A 14,976-nucleotide genomic window follows, 5' to 3' on the forward strand; every position below is an offset into this window, starting at 1 on the left:
CTAAAACCTTTTAAAAATTTTTATTCGCCCAAAACAGCCATAATCTGTTCGACAGCGGCATTAACTTTTTCAGTATCGTAAGACAAAAGCTTCTTAGGAGAAGGAGTTCCGTCAAGATAAGACTGCGGAAGTTTTACATTTTTGTTTGCAGGAAGCATCCACTGTGTAAGCGGCAGTTCGTTCTGTGCGTCCTCGCTGATTAAAAAGTCCAGAAAACTCTGTGCGCCTTTTTTGTTCGGAGCATTTTTTGCAAGTCCGGCGCCTTCAACCTGAAGAATGTGTCCGTCGTCAAAAATCAAAGCCTGGTATCTGTCGGTTTTGTCGTATTCGTAGTGATAAGCCGCGCTTGTCGTATAACTGCAAACGAGCGGAGCTTCTCCATTTGTAAAAAGTCCGTAACCTGCGCTCCAGCCAGGAGCCATAGTAAGAATATTTGGTTTTAAAGCTTTCCAGTAGTCAAGAACTTTTTCGCCTTTTACAGCGCAAGTCCATGCGGCAAACCCAAGTCCAGGAGTAGAAGTCCGCGGATTCATCAAAATGATTTTTTTTGCGTAGACTGGTTTTGTAAGGTCGTCGAGCGATTTTGGAGCAGGAATATTAGCCTTTGTATCGAACACGATTGCAAAAGGAGCGTAGTCAAAAGGAGTCAAAAGATTTTTTGAGCCCAAGGCTTTTTTCAGCTCCTCAGAAATCGATTCAGAACCAGCAGGTTTGTAGGCTTCGAGAATATCCTGTTCCGCCGCTTTTTTCGCAAGATTGTTGTCCAGGCCCAAAATTACGTCTGCCTGGACATTGTTTTTTTCAAGAGCTGCGCGCGAAAGAATTTCAACTCCGTCGCCACAATCAACATAGGTAACTTTTAAACCAGTTTTTTCCGTAAATTTTTTTGCAATTGCCGCTCCAGGCCCCCATTCACCGCAAAAACTGTCATAAGTGTAAACAACAACTTCATTTTGACGCGCAGAATCACCTGCTTTTTTAGAGCAGCCCGAAAAACCAATAGAAACTAAAATAGAAAAGAGAAAAATTTTAAAGATGTGTCTAAGCATATCTTCCTCCGCCGGCATTATCCGGATCAGGTTGGAACCTCATACGAAGTTCTGCGGGTGTAATCTCAGGGAAAATTCTTCCCACCCCGGTACAAAGCACATTGTAAAAATATACATAAATTGTGTAAAGTGAGTTTTAACTTTTTTATTTTGGAGCGCAATTAGCCGTCAATCCGTCCGCTGCGCAATTCCGCTTTCGCTCCATCTTTTTGCCTTGCAAAAAGACGCCTTCGGCGTTGCTCCGGCACGGGCTAAGATTTTCTTAAAAACTAAAAAATTGACCTTTTACGTCTTTTTTCCGATAATATCTTTATGAAAAAATATTTTTTCCTTTTTGTATGTTTTTTTTCAGTATTTTCAGTTTTTGCCGAGCCACAGTTTGAATTTGGTGTCGGTTCAGGCTATGTTTTTTACGGTGACAAAGATTTAAAAAATTTGCTTTCTGATTTTGACCAAAAAAGCCAGGTTATTTTGTGCGGAGATTTTTCCGTTAATTTTTCAGTTGCCGAGCCTGTAAAACTTGTTTTCGGAATGGATTCTATAATAGACGCGCGCTGGAAAGGCAGTGAGCACTTTATTCTTTGGGATTACTGCGGTTTTGCAGGTTTTAAAATTTATCCTGGGCTTGCAGGCCTTTGCACAACTGTTCAGTACTGTCTTGGCAGACGCACAGATTTTGTAAGTTTGCAGGACATTGAAGATTATATCGAAAGCACAAATTTTGGAAATGGATTTGCCTTCGGCATTTCCTACGATTTTGGTTATGGAAAAAAAGGCTACGCACCGGAAGTCTGCGCAAACTGGCGGCACATGCCGAGAGGCGGTTCGAGCGACAATATTTTGGAAGTAAAGTTCCGCATTTCAAAAAACTAAGAAAAAAATTGCATTTAAGATATTTTTGGTTTATCCTGTAAAATACAGACTTTATTATGTTATGGGACTAAGCGATGCAGATTGAAACACAGGGATTTTTACCGCAAATTCCAGAAGAACAGCCGGAGCAGGTTAATATTACAGATGTTGGAATTGCAGTAGATGTCGGAACGACAACTGTTGCTGTAAAAATCTGGTCGCTTTCCTCAAAAAAATGCCTTTCTGTCATTGCGGAAAAAAATCTTCAGGCCCGCTATGGCTGCGATGTTATCCGCCGTATTTCTTTTGCAACGCGGCCGCCTCTTACAGGTTCTTCTGCTGTCGTAGAAACAGGAGAGTCAGCCCTTCATTATGCAATTATTTCGCAATTAGAAAGAATGTTTGCTCACGCGCTGGCGCTTGCTGCTCAAAAAACAATGCGCGGAATTCAATTAAATGTTTCTAAAATCGTAATTACTGGAAACACGACAATGCTCAGTTTTGTCTGCGCGTTTCCGGTCGAAGGTCTTGCCGCCGCTCCTTTTACTCCAGCTTCTCATTTTGGCTTTACGGCAAGTTGGGACAAGGTTCGCAGTGGGAAAATCAACGAAAAATGTTCAAATCTGGATCTTCCAACCCCGGAAATTTTACAGCTTTTTGCTGCAAGTTCAGTTGATTCCGAGACTCCGGTCTATTTTCCTCCTTGTGTCGGGGCTTTTATTGGCGCGGACACTGTCTGCGCAATGCTTTCGGCGGGTTTCCCTTCTCCAGAAAGCGATGAAAATTTGTGCTGGGACATTCCTGTTCAAACTCCGCTCTTGCTCGCAGATATTGGCACAAATACAGAAATTGCTCTTTTTATTCCAAAAACGAAAGAACAGCCTGCAAAAATTCTGTGCACTTCGGCTGCTGCGGGTCCTGCTTTTGAGGCGGCGAATATCAGTTGCGGAATGAGTTCAGTTGATGGCGCGGTTGAAAAAATTGAATATAAAAACGGAAAGCTCTGCTGCTCTGTAATCGGCAGCGGCAATGCAAAAGGAATTTGCGGTTCAGGGCTTGTAAGTGCCGGAAGCACGTTCTTAAAAAACAATTTTATCGATAAATCTGGCGTAATACGGAAAAATATTTCTAAACTTGGCGACGGTTCTTTTTGCATTCAATTGACACCTGCTGTTTATCTTTCTCAGCAGGATATTAGAAATCTTCAGCTTGCGAAATCTGCGGTTTATGCAGGTTTGCGCTATATGCTTGAGCGTTCTCCTGATGTTCCGCTTTTTTGTATTGCAGGCGGTTTTGGTTCGCACCTCGATATGGAAGATTCCTGCACAATAGGTCTTATTCCAAACGAACTTAAAAATCGTTGTGTTCCACTCGGAAATGCAGCTCTTGCAGGAGCGTCCGCAATGCTTTTTTCTAAAACTTTGAGAAAAAAGGCAATGGAAATTAAAAATCATTCAATCCAGATAAACCTTGCCGCAGTTCCTGAATTCCAGGAAAGATACATAAGTTCAATTGAATTTAAATACCCTTAATTTCGGGTTTTATAATTTGATGCCATTTTTGGGCTTGTCTTCTCGTCATTATCGGACTTGATTACTTGTCATTATCTGGCTTGAACAGATAATTTATTGAAAATTCCCAACAGATTTCACTGTCGCAGCACGGGAATGGAATAAAATCGCTGTTCTTATCAAAGCTCGAGATTTTGGCTAAATAACTTTTCTCTGATTTATTTGTTTGACATATAAATATTCTTAGATTAGAATATAAAGGATATTTTGGGGGCGGCTTTTTTGCGGAAATTTTGAACGATGATGACGTTTATCCGCAGTAAAAATCCAACTCCTTAATAGAAGCATAGGAGAATTTTATGAATGTTGTATTATTCGTAATTCTTCCTGTTGCTGGTATAGTTCTTGGATGGATTATTCGTTGGTTATATGCCAAATTTCAATTATCTTCGGCAGAGCAAAAAGCTGAACGTGTAAAACAGGATGCATTAAAAGAAGCAGAAGCCCAGAAAAAAGAATATTTGCTAGAAACAAAAGATCAACTCCTTCGGGAACGTCAGCAGCAGGAACGGGAAAATCGTGAACGCCGGAAGGAAATTCAGGTTTACGAAGCAAGAGTTGCAAAAAAAGAAGAACTCGTTGACAAACGCAATAGCGAAATGGACAAAAAAGAGCAGGAATTTGCTGAACGCGAAAATTCTATGGTAAAACGTGAGCAGCAGATCTCAACTCAGGAAGAAACTTATCGCCGTGAGCTGGAGAGAATTTCTGGCTTGTCTGCGCAAGAAGCAAAAGATTTAATCATCAAAAATCTTGAAAATGACGCGCGTCATGACGCTCAGGCGCTTTTGAACAAAATTGAGCAGGAAGCTCAGTTGACGGCAGATAAAAAAGCCCAGAAAATTCTTGTAGAAACAATTCAGCGGCTTGCGACTGAGGTTACGAGCGATATTACAGTTGCGACTGTTTCGCTTCCAAGCGACGAGATGAAAGGCCGCATTATCGGTCGTGAAGGACGCAATATCCGCGCATTGGAAACTTTGACTGGTGTAGATATTATTATTGATGATACTCCGGAAGCCGTTGTGATCAGTTGTTTTGATCCTGTCCGCAAGGAAATTGCAAAGCAGTCTCTTGAAAGGCTTGTGACAGACGGTCGTATTCATCCTGCAAGAATTGAAGAAATTGTGCAGAAAGTAACAAGAGAAGTTCAGCAGAAAATTTATGAAGAAGGTGAAAAAGCGCTCTTTGATCTTGGAATTCACAATATGAATCAGGATGGAGTCCGCGCTTTGGGCCGTTTGTATTTCCGCACAAGCTACGGCCAGAACGTTCTTACTCACTCAAAAGAAGTTGCAGAAATTGCAACCCTTATTGCCGGTGAAGTTGGAGCAAACCGCGAGCTTGCAAAACGTGCGGCTCTTTTGCACGATATTGGTAAAGGCGCAGAAAACGATAGCGATAAAAACCACGCAGAAGTCGGAGCAGAAATGGCAAGAAAATTTGGCGAAGACCAGAAAGTTATCAATGCTATTGCTGCCCACCATCAGGATTGTGAGCCTGCAACTCTCGAAGCGGTTATTGTTCAGATTGCAGATGCAATTTCTGCGGCACGTCCGGGCGCAAGAAAAGAAACTGCGGACAATTATATAAAACGCCTTGAAAATCTTGAAGAAATTGCAGAAAAATTCCAGGGCGTTGAAAAAGCTTATGCGATTCAGGCTGGACGCGAACTTCGTATTCTTGTAAACAACGAGAAAATTCCTGACGGCGAAGTTAAAGAGCTTGCGCAGAAGATTGCAAAACAGATTGAAACCGATTTGCGTTATCCGGGACGTATAAAATTGACGATGATTCGCGAAACACGAATTGTTGAATACGCAAGATAAGTTTTTGAAAAAAATATTCTAAAATGAAATAAATCCTGCGCCGAAGAATGAAAATGTCTTACGGGGCAGGATTTTTTTTGATAAATAAGGAAAATGAAGGATAAAACACGGTTTTGTGTTTTTTTTAGAAAAACTTAGCCCGTGCCGGAACAACGCGAAAGCGTCCGCCGTGGCGGATGAAGCGGCAGCGGAATTGTGCAGGGACGGTTAGAGAGCAAGTTGCGCTCCAGAATTTTTTTACATTTTACATATGGAAATTTTCGCCGAGATAGATTTCTCTTGCAACCGGGCTGTCGATAATGTCCTGCTGGCTTCCCTGAATTAGGATTTGGCCTGTCGAAATGATTATTGCACGGTCGGTAATTTCGAGAGTGTCGCGGACGTTGTGGTCGGTTATGAGAATTCCGATTCCTCTTTTTGCGAGAAGTTTTATCATGGCTTTGATGTCGGCAACTGCAATCGGGTCGATTCCTGCAAAAGGTTCGTCCAAAAGAAGAAATTTTGGTTCAATTGCGAGTGAACGGGCGATTTCTGTTCGGCGGCGTTCTCCTCCGGAAAGCGTAAATGCCGGCTGTTTTCGGATTCTTCCGATTGAAAATTCTTCGATTAGCTCTTCGAGTCGCTGTCTTTTTTCGGCTCTTGTTAAATCCTGTCTGGTTTCGAGAATTGACCAGATATTTTCTTCGACTGTGAGTTTTCTAAAGACGGAAGGCTCCTGCGGAAGATAAGAAATTCCGAGCCTGGCGCGTTTGTACATTGGAAGGTCGGTGATTCGCTCGTCGTCCAGAAAAATTTCTCCGCTTGTCGGCTGGTAAAAACCTACAATCATATAGAAAGATGTTGTTTTTCCGGCTCCGTTTGGGCCTAAAAGTCCTAAAACTTCGCCCGTATGCATCTGAAAATCGACGCCCTGGACAACTTTTTTTCTGCCGAATGATTTGTAAAGTGAATTGACTTTAAGCGTGTGGATTTTTTGAGAGTTTTCGTTTTGAGAGGGAATTGCAATGTCTAACGGCTGATTTTCTGTTTTCACGGAATTTTCGCTGTCTGAAGGAGAGTTTTCGTTTTGAGAGGGAATCGCACTGTCTAACGGCTGATTTTCGGCTTGAAGAGGATTTGAGTTTTCTTCGGTATTGTTTTCGCTGCTGTTTTCTGACATTAGTTTTTAATTTTCCTTATTTTAGTTTTTTGTGGAAGATGCGTTTTCTGAAGTTGATTTTTTTGTTTCTCCAGAGGTTTGAATATTTTCGTTTTGAGATGAGGTTTCGTTTTGCGCGGAATTTTCGTTATCTGACGGAGAGCTTTCGGCTTGAGAAGCGGTTTCTGATCCGGCTGATTCCGCGGCAGTTTCTGTTTTTTCCGGTTTGCTGTCCGAAACTGTTCCTTTTACGCGTCCGTCGAGCGTTATTTCCTGGGTTTCGAGGTTTAAGGTGATTTCCTGCGCCCTGAAAGAATCTGTTCCCTGCTGAATCTTTGGATTCCCGCTCATTTCGAGCCTCTGTTCGCTTTTTTTATAAATCGCAAAAGCCGAGGTGCAGATGTTGTCTTTTTGCTTCAAAGTTATTTCAATTTGCATGACGGCGGTTTCGCTGTTTTGGTTGTATTCGATAATTTGAGCGTCAGCAGTCACTTCATTTGCAATGTCTACAAGGTGAACTGCGTCTTCAAGCTGGGCGACTTTTGTCTGCCTGTCGTATTTTAGTTTTCCGCAGGTAAAATCCATTTGGCTTTCTGTTATGCTTCCGCTTACCGTTCCTGTTGCCGTAATGAACCTAAAATCTTCGCCCGAAAGTTCAATTGCGTCGGCGCTTATGTTCATGCTGGAAGTCTGAACTGTTGCGTTTCCTTCGAGGATTGTCGTGTCAGTTTTGCTGCCTGCCGTTCCGGACATAAAATCTGCCGTAAAAGTGATTTCTTCGCAAAAAAACAGTGCCGGAGCAAAAAAGAAGATTATCGAGATGATTTTTTTCATTCTTTGTCTCCGTCTTCTTTATCAGCTACAGAACCGGAAATCTGGCTTTCAAAGTTGAATTTTCGGCTTACTCCGCTTGCAGAAAAGCCTGTTCCGCTTACGGTTGTGCCTTTTCTAGAAATTGTAACTTTTTCGTTTCGGCCGGAAGTGAGCTGTTCTGTTTTGCCGTTAAAATGCAACGACTGCGCGGTGATTTTTAAATCCTGGCTGTAAACGTTTATCGAAATTCCATCAAAAAGCGAATATTTTTCGTCATTTGTGCTGGAAGCAAGAAGAGTGCAATATCCGTCTGTATCAAGGGTTCCATCGTCCCTGTAAGTTTTAAACTGCGCAGACTGAGCGTAAGAAGAGCCGTCCGCCTTGTATTGCTCTAGTTTGTCTGCTTCAAGTTGAATTGAAATTTTATTGTCTTTGTATCTGTTAAAAACCGCTCCTGTAAAAAAGAATTCTGGAACTGTTTCTTCAGAATTCTTTTCAGTTTCATAATTGAGCGAACACGAAAAAAATGGTAACGCTGCTATAAAAAAAATAACAGATTTTTTAACTTTTTTACTATAAAAAAACATTTTTTAATTTTCTATGCAAGGTTTCTTTTTGTCAAGCAGATGAAAAAATCGGTCTTTAAAGAATTTTATACTTGTCGTGTTGTTGTTTTTTTTGATATAATGGCGAAAAATTCATTCAACGAGGTATTTTATGAGACTTGCGAGAAGAATCAGACCGCTCCGCTGGAATAAAACTATCAGAGCTAACAGCAAGAAAAATTCAAAGAGAATTCGTACAAACCACGAACTTCTTAAAGCTTTGGCAAAGTAAAATAAGGGCTGCCTTTTTTGGCAGTCTTTTTTATTTTAAATTTGCTTTTTTGCAAGGTGAACAAGAACTTTTTAGGCCTTATATTTTTTAATCTTTCTATAATAGAATCTTTAATTGTAAAAAAAATTGATTGTGAATATAATTGAAGAACTTTGGAAGACTGTTATAAAATTTTGGGAGTTCGGCCTGGCGCAACTGTCGCAGAAATTCGCCGTGCCTATAGAAAAAAAGCAAAACTTTTGCATCCTGACACTGCTGGAAATCTTGCAGATGAAGCGGCTTTTCGTGAACTTGTTAAAGCATACGAAATTTTATCTGATGTAAGGAAGCGTTCGCTTTTTGACGAATCTTATTTTTATCGTTACCGTTCTCATTCAACCCGGTCTTCCAATTCTTTTGATTATAGAACCTGGCTTTTGCAGCGAAATGATGAAGAAAGCCTGGCAAAACTGATATTTTTTGACCTTTTACATTCCCGCGAAGAAGATGCGGTGCGCGAATTTGTCGAAACTTGTAAAAGTCATTCACGTTTTAAGCTTTCAGACTGGTTTACTCGCGAAGATTTTATGGATTACGGTTTTATTCTTTGCGAAGAGCTTGTCTTGCATGAAGAATATTACGATGCCTTTGTTCTTTTAGAGCAGATTATACGAATGGAATACAGTTTTTCGTATTTTAGGCTTTTTTTTCCGGAAGTGATGGATTTGGCGCGGACTGTCTTAAAATACCGCCTTGAAGGAAATGTTGCTGATGAACTGTGCCTTGACGCCTGGGAACGCGCTCTTGAGTTAAATTTTGGAAATAGTGATGACTCGTTTTTTTTGCACAAGATGGCCTCTGTTTATCGCCGTATTGGAGATGAACGGACAGCCAGAATTTGTGAAGAGGAAGCTGTCAGAATAAAATAACAACAAGAAGGAAAAATATAATGATTCGCTTAAAGAATGAAAAAGAAATTGATGGAATTCGCAAAAGTTGTCATGCCCTTGCAGATCTTTTTAGAGAAGTTGTTCCTCAGGTTGAACCAGGAATGAGCACTAAAGACATTGATGATTTGGTCGTAAAATTTATCAAAAAAATCGGAGGCGTTCCTGCCTGGTATTCCGAAGATTTTGCAGGAGCAGCCTGTATCAGCGTAAATGAACAGGTTATTCACGGTGTTCCTTCAAGAAAGAAGATTATTCACGACGGAGATTTGGTTTCTCTTGATATTGGAATTGACCTTGACGGTTATATTTCTGATTCTTGTCATACTGTTCAGGTTGGAAATGTAAAAAGCGAATACAAAAAACTTGTAAAGGCGACAAGAGAAAGCTTGCGCGCTGGAATCGAAGCCTGTGTTGCAGGAAACAGAATTCGCGATATTTCAAATGCTGTAAACGATGTCGCAAACGGAAAATATGGATATGGAGTTGTTTACGATTATTGTGGACACGGAGTAGGGCTTGGCGTTCATGAAGATCCGAGTATTCCAAATTGCCCGATGGGCGGTCCGAATCCAAGAATTCAGCCGGGAATGGTTCTTGCTATTGAACCAATGATAAATTTGGGAACGGCAGATGTTCATACGGCAGATGACGGCTGGACTGTCCTTACAAATGATGGAAAATGGAGTTGTCACGAAGAGCATACAGTTGCTGTTTTTGAAGACCATACGGAAATCCTTACACTTTGCGACGACCTTGTTTGCTAGTTTTTTTGTAACTATCCAGATTTTTTTTGATTATATTTGTATATAGACAATATCGAAAAAAAAATAGTTTTTTTTGGAGGTTCTTAAAAATATGAAAAATATTACATCAAAAATAGTTTGCGGTGTTTCTGCCGCAGTTCTTGCTTTTGCAGCTGTTAGTTTTTCGTGCAGCAAAATAAAAGTTGAAGGAACTGCCGATACGGTATTTGCTGAGTCAAAGCCGGCAGTTGCAATCCCAGCCGGCAGTTTAAATGTGATTGAAGCCTTGCAGAATTCTTTTAATTCAATTTCTGCCGGAGTTCTTCCTTCTGTCGTTGAGATTGATGTTACAGAAAAAACAACTGTTACTCAGGCAAATCCTTTTGATGATTTTCCGTTCTGGTTCTTTGGAAATCCAAATGGTTCTGAAAAAAAAGACCGTACCCGTGAATACGAGCAAAAGGGGCTTGGTTCTGGCGTAATTGTTCGCCGTACTGGAGATACAGTTTATGTTCTTACAAATAATCATGTTGCAGGCAAGGCTACAAAAATTACTGTCAATTTAAATGATGGACAAAAATTTGACGCAAAACTTGTTGGAGCAGATGAGCGTTCGGATATTGCCCTTGTTTCTTTTGAAGCAAAAAAAGATTCAAATATTGTAGTTGCGGCTCTTGGCGACAGCGACAATGTAAAGGTTGGAGACATTGTTCTTGCAATGGGCGCGCCTCTTGGATACAGTCAGTCGGTTACCCAGGGAATTGTAAGTGCAACAGGACGCTCTGGCGATCAAATTGGAAATATGAACGATTTTATTCAGACTGATGCTGCAATTAACCAGGGAAATTCTGGAGGCCCGCTCGTAAATATTTATGGAGAAGTTATTGGAATTAACACTTGGATTGCTTCTTCGAGCGGCGGAAGTCAGGGGCTTGGTTTTTCTCTTCCTATCAATTCTCTGAAAAAATCAATCGAAGATTTTATTTCAAACGGAAAAATTACTTACGGCTGGCTTGGTGTAAGCCTTCTTGACGTAAAAGATGATTATAAAAAAGAACTTGGTGTAGCTGGCAAAAACGGCGCGCTTGCTTCTCAGGTTTTCCTTGATTCTCCTGGACAAAAAGGTGGAATGCAGGCCGGAGACTTTATTATTGAAGTAAACGGAAAGGCTATAAAAAATCAAAATGAACTTATGCGCGAAGTTGGCTATCTTCCTGCCGGCAAAACAGCAGTTTTCAAAGTAATCAGAAACGGCAAAATTGTTGAGCTTTCTGTAAAAATTGAAGAGCGCACGGACAAAATAACTCAGGATAATACAAAGCTTTGGCCAGGCTTTATCGCAGCTCCTTTGTCTGACGAGATAAAAAAGGAACTCAATCTTGAGGACAAAAAAGTTAAGGGTGTTGCGGTAATGAATGTTTTGGAAAAATCTCCAGCGGCTGCTATGAGAATTCAAAACGGGGATATTATTACTGCCGTAAACGATAAAAAAGTTTCGAATATTCAGGAATTCTATGATGCCCTTAATTTGAATTCTAAGAAAGAAATTTGGTTCGATGTTTATAACGACGGCCATACATTGAGCACAAGCCATTATAAATTGTAGTTTGGTTCTTGTTGACCAATTTATAAAAAATTTGATAGAATCTAGTACTCATAATTTTTATATTAGTCGTTAGAGTTTCCGTTACACTTTGCGGCGTAGAAGAGGTATTTAATGTACGCACTTTTTGAATACAAAGGTAAACAGTACAAGGCTGAAAAAGACGCACTCATTCAGGTAGATAAAATCGATGCTGAAGATGGTGCTAAAATCACGATTGATTCAGTTCTTTTGGTTAGCGATGGAGATGCAGTAAAAGTTGGTACTCCATACGTTAATGGTGCAAAAATTGAAGTAGAAGTAGAAAACAGCTTCCGCGACAAGAAAATTCTTGTTTACAAGTACAAGGCTAAGAAAGACTATCATCGTCTTATCGGACACAGACAGGAATACACAAATATTCGTGTAAAAAATATTCAGGGCTAATTTTAGCTTATGACAGCAGTAACCCTTTTTACCGGCAAAAACGGCGTGTTAAAAAAATGCAAAGCTAACGGACATGCTGATTTTTCCAAGAAAGGAAGCGACATAGTTTGTTCTGCGATTACAATATTGCTCAAAACGGCTATGCAGTTTCTTTCACGGAATAAAGATGTTACCTTAGAAGCTGACACATCTTCCCGCGGAAATCTCGCTTTTTGCGTGGAAGTAAAAAAAAGCGGTCTGGAGACAGAAAACTGCTTAAAATTTACGGCAGATTTTTTGAGAGTTGGTTTTAATTCGCTTTCAAAAGAATATTCAAAAAATATTAGTTTTGAAGAAATTGCCGAAGCGGGAAACTAAATTGAAAATTTGAGCGGAGGCTTACTATGGGACGCAGTAAAGGTGGTAGCGGCGCAAAAAATGGTCGCGATTCAAATCCAAAACACTTGGGCGTTAAAGTATATGGTGGACAGGCTGTAACAGCTGGTTCTATTATTATTAAACAGCGTGGAACAAAAATTTTTCCAGGAAACAATGTAAAAAAAGCTGGTGATGATTCTTTGTTTGCGACAGCTGACGGTGTGGTTATGTTTGACGAGCGCAACAACAGAAAATATGCGAATGTTGTTGTTGCGGAAGCAAAATAAACTTCAGTATAAAATGCTGTAAAGATTACGTTTAATAAAAAATGAACTTGATCAAGCCCGGATTTCAGTTTTCTGTATCCGGGTTTTTTAGTATTTATTGATTTTTACAATTTTTTGGGAGATGCACATGAATTTATTTGCTGACGAAGCCGTGATTGAATGTCAGGCTGGAAAGGGCGGAAATGGTTGTATTTCTTTCAGACGCGAAAAATATATTCCAAGAGGCGGTCCTAATGGCGGAGATGGCGGAGATGGCGGCAATGTAGTTTTTATCTGCAAAAGAAATGTGCGCACTCTTGCGAATATTCGCTATAAGCATTTTTTTAGGGCAAAGTCTGGTGGTGACGGTCAAGGCTGGAATAAGTACGGCCGTGATGGTGAAGATATAGAAATTGCTGTTCCGCCGGGGACTGCAATCAGGGATTATGAAACAAACGAGCTTTTAAAAGAATTTACCGTTGAATCAAGCGAAGAAAATTTTGTCGCCTGTCGCGGAGGAAATGGCGGCTGGGGAAATGTCCACTTTAAAACTCCTACAAACCAGGCTCCTCGCATTGCAAATAAAGGTCAGGAAGGTGAATATAAAAAACTTCGTTTGGAACTGAGCATTATGGCAGACATTGGACTTGTCGGTTTCCCAAATGCTGGAAAGTCAACGCTTTTGGATGCTTTTACAAATGCCAGGCCAAAAATTGCGCCTTATCCGTTTACGACAAAAATTCCGAATCTTGGAGTTTTACAGGCGAACGACGAACGCGATGTAATTATTGCGGATATTCCTGGAATTATCGAAGGCGCTTCTGACGGAAAAGGTCTTGGAATTCAATTCTTAAAGCACATAAGCCGTACAGCCGGGCTTCTTTTTATGATTGACTGTTCGGATGATTCTTGTTTTGGGGCTTACGAAACACTTTGCCGTGAGCTTGAAGGTTTCTCTTCTGATTTGCTCAAAAAACCGCATATTGTTCTCTGCAATAAAATCGACCTTGAAGGTGCAAAAGAACGCGCTTTAAAAATTGCAGAAACGATTAAAAAGACGGAAAAGGACACAAAAGTTCTTGCGGTTTCGGTTGCAGCCCGCCTTGGAATGAATGAAATTCGGTTTGCAATTCTTGATTTGGTTACAAAACTTGATGGCGCGCCGGAACAGTTCAATTCGGATGGAACTCGTATAAGTTCAGGTTCTTTTCTTACAAATAAAAAAGAAGGAACTAGCATAAATCCTGATTTTATGAGCACACGTTCGGTTGACGAAGATGCCGAAATTCAGTTTCCAGGAAGCGAAAATTGAAAATAGCTGTTCTTGGCGGAAGTTTTAATCCGGTTCACATAGGACACCTTGTTCTTGCCGACTGTGTTTGTCAGGAACTTGGATACGATAAGGTCCTGTTTGTTCCGTGTTTTTTGCCGCCGCACAAAGAAATGGCAGATGCCGCTCCAGCAGAACAACGCCTAAAAATGGTAGAGCTTGCTGTAAAAAGCGATTCGCGTTTTGAAGCGGAAGGTTACGAAATTCGAAAAAAAGGAATTTCTTATACTTGGGACACGGTTTGCTCGCTTGAAAAAAAATATGCAGGTCAGCTTACGGATAAAATCGGCTTGATTTTTGGTTTTGACTTGGCGTCTCATTTTGAAAACTGGAAAAATGCAGAACTTCTGGCCGAAAAATGCCAGCTAATTCTTGCCGTGCGCGAAAATGAGTTGAAAAAGGATGCTGGAACAAGCTGGAACAAGGCAATAGGCGAATTTAAAATTGAAAAAAACGGATTTTCTGTCAGTGATTTTAAGTTTCCGCATGTAAAACTGCACAATCCGCAGCTTGAAATTTCTTCTTCAGAAATCCGAGACTGCATTCAAAATGGCAAAGCTTGGCGTTATCTTGTAAGCGATGCCGTTTTTGAATATATTAAAAAACGAGGTTTGTATGGCTGTAAAAACGGTGGATCTGAATAATCCCGAAGAGCTCAGTCAGGTTATTTTAAAAATTGAGGACTATGTAAAAACAGTGGTTTCCGAATCAAGGTACGAGCATTCAGTGCGGACAGCCCAGACTGCCGAAAAAATGTGCGCTCTTTATGGATTGGAACCAAAAATCGGCTATTTGGCAGGAATTGCGCATGATATGTGCAAGGAATTTTCCACCGAAGAAGTTTTAAAGCTTGTTTCGGAAGACCAAAAACCTGTTTCTTTGCTTGAGCAGAACAGACCGGGGCTTTTGCATGGAAGGGCAGCGGCGGTTTTGATTCAGACAAAATTCGGAGTAAAAGACAGAAATGTCGTTTCTGCAATTGCAAATCACACTTTTGCGGCGGCAGGAAGTTCTGATTTGGGAAAAATACTTTTTGCGGCGGACAAAATTGAACCGGGGAGACCTCAGTCAACTGACGAATACCGCAAAAATCTTTTTTCAAAATCTTTGGACGAATTGACACTTTGCGTTTTAAAGGAAAATATCGACTATCTCGAAAAGCGCGGAAAAAAAGTTGCAAAGCCTTCTTACGAACTTAAGGCTGAGCTTGAAGCAAAATTAAAGCATTAAAAC

Annotated in this window: 16 protein-coding genes; 12 read left to right on the top strand and 4 right to left on the bottom strand. The window is 40.6% G+C overall.

Features of this window, described 5'->3' with window-relative positions; translation table 11 throughout:
* Positions 1–20: 20 nt before the first annotated feature.
* Positions 21–1,049, bottom strand: a complete 1,029-nt coding sequence (locus B2X33_RS04745) for a thiamine ABC transporter substrate-binding protein (RefSeq protein WP_296668007.1) — start codon at positions 1,047–1,049, stop codon at positions 21–23.
* Positions 1,050–1,361: 312 nt separating this feature from the next.
* On the opposite strand from B2X33_RS04745, the gene B2X33_RS04750 reads away from it, so the two are divergent.
* From B2X33_RS04750 to rny, 3 genes are all read left to right on the top strand, one after another.
* Positions 1,362–1,922, top strand: a complete 561-nt coding sequence (locus tag B2X33_RS04750) for a hypothetical protein (protein ID WP_296668008.1) — start codon at positions 1,362–1,364, stop codon at positions 1,920–1,922.
* Between the two features lie 74 nt (positions 1,923–1,996).
* Positions 1,997–3,433 (top strand): ASKHA domain-containing protein, encoded by a 1,437-nt coding sequence (locus B2X33_RS04755; RefSeq protein WP_296668010.1) that lies wholly within the window; start codon positions 1,997–1,999, stop codon positions 3,431–3,433.
* Between the two features lie 338 nt (positions 3,434–3,771).
* Positions 3,772–5,301: a ribonuclease Y gene (gene rny / locus B2X33_RS04760; protein WP_296021344.1), complete on the top strand. Its 1,530-nt coding sequence runs from the start codon at positions 3,772–3,774 to the stop codon at positions 5,299–5,301.
* Between the two features lie 244 nt (positions 5,302–5,545).
* Here rny and lptB read toward each other — a convergent pair whose 3' ends face one another.
* The 3 genes from lptB to lptC are packed head-to-tail and all read right to left on the bottom strand — an operon-like array spanning position 5,546 to position 7,839.
* Complete coding sequence (gene lptB, locus B2X33_RS04765; protein ID WP_296668012.1) at positions 5,546–6,460, bottom strand: LPS export ABC transporter ATP-binding protein; 915 nt, start codon at positions 6,458–6,460, stop codon at positions 5,546–5,548.
* Between the two features lie 21 nt (positions 6,461–6,481).
* Positions 6,482–7,273, bottom strand: a complete 792-nt coding sequence (locus B2X33_RS04770; RefSeq protein WP_296668014.1) for an LptA/OstA family protein — start codon at positions 7,271–7,273, stop codon at positions 6,482–6,484.
* Positions 7,270–7,839 carry an LPS export ABC transporter periplasmic protein LptC gene (gene lptC, locus B2X33_RS04775; protein ID WP_296668016.1) on the bottom strand — a complete coding sequence of 190 codons (570 nt, stop codon included), beginning with the start codon at positions 7,837–7,839 and terminating at the stop codon, positions 7,270–7,272. Before lptC ends, B2X33_RS04770 begins: the two co-directional genes overlap by 4 nt.
* A gap of 402 nt (positions 7,840–8,241) precedes the next feature.
* On the opposite strand from lptC, the gene B2X33_RS04780 reads away from it, so the two are divergent.
* The 9 genes from B2X33_RS04780 to yqeK all read left to right on the top strand — a co-directional run bounded on the left by B2X33_RS04780 (position 8,242) and on the right by yqeK (position 14,973).
* A complete protein-coding gene (locus B2X33_RS04780; protein ID WP_296021309.1) occupies positions 8,242–8,997 on the top strand; it encodes a J domain-containing protein in 756 nt (251 codons plus the stop codon).
* Positions 8,998–9,017: 20 nt separating this feature from the next.
* On the top strand, positions 9,018–9,782 hold the full coding sequence (gene map / locus B2X33_RS04785) for a type I methionyl aminopeptidase (protein WP_296668020.1): 765 nt from the start codon (positions 9,018–9,020) through the stop codon (positions 9,780–9,782).
* A 91-nt stretch (positions 9,783–9,873) separates the two neighbouring features.
* Complete coding sequence (locus B2X33_RS04790; RefSeq protein WP_296668024.1) at positions 9,874–11,367, top strand: Do family serine endopeptidase; 1,494 nt, start codon at positions 9,874–9,876, stop codon at positions 11,365–11,367.
* 111 nt (positions 11,368–11,478) lie between these two features.
* A complete protein-coding gene (gene rplU / locus B2X33_RS04795; protein WP_296668026.1) occupies positions 11,479–11,790 on the top strand; it encodes a 50S ribosomal protein L21 in 312 nt (103 codons plus the stop codon).
* Between the two features lie 9 nt (positions 11,791–11,799).
* Positions 11,800–12,147 (top strand): ribosomal-processing cysteine protease Prp, encoded by a 348-nt coding sequence (locus B2X33_RS04800; protein WP_296021251.1) that lies wholly within the window; start codon positions 11,800–11,802, stop codon positions 12,145–12,147.
* Between the two features lie 26 nt (positions 12,148–12,173).
* Entirely contained in the window at positions 12,174–12,434 is a 261-nt protein-coding gene (gene rpmA, locus B2X33_RS04805; protein WP_296021239.1) for a 50S ribosomal protein L27, read from the top strand.
* 127 nt (positions 12,435–12,561) lie between these two features.
* Positions 12,562–13,725, top strand: coding sequence for a GTPase ObgE (gene obgE, locus B2X33_RS04810; protein ID WP_296668028.1), 1,164 nt, complete (start codon positions 12,562–12,564; stop codon positions 13,723–13,725).
* Positions 13,722–14,387, top strand: coding sequence for a nicotinate (nicotinamide) nucleotide adenylyltransferase (gene nadD / locus B2X33_RS04815; RefSeq protein ID WP_296668030.1), 666 nt, complete (start codon positions 13,722–13,724; stop codon positions 14,385–14,387). The genes obgE and nadD overlap by 4 nt, the downstream gene beginning before the upstream one ends.
* Complete coding sequence (gene yqeK / locus B2X33_RS04820) at positions 14,359–14,973, top strand: bis(5'-nucleosyl)-tetraphosphatase (symmetrical) YqeK (RefSeq protein ID WP_296021197.1); 615 nt, start codon at positions 14,359–14,361, stop codon at positions 14,971–14,973. Before nadD ends, yqeK begins: the two co-directional genes overlap by 29 nt.
* The last annotated feature ends 3 nt before the right edge of the window (positions 14,974–14,976 follow it).

This window comes from Treponema sp. UBA785, from assembly GCF_002297065.1.
In the GTDB taxonomy this organism is placed as follows: Bacteria; Spirochaetota; Spirochaetia; order Treponematales; family Treponemataceae; genus Treponema_D.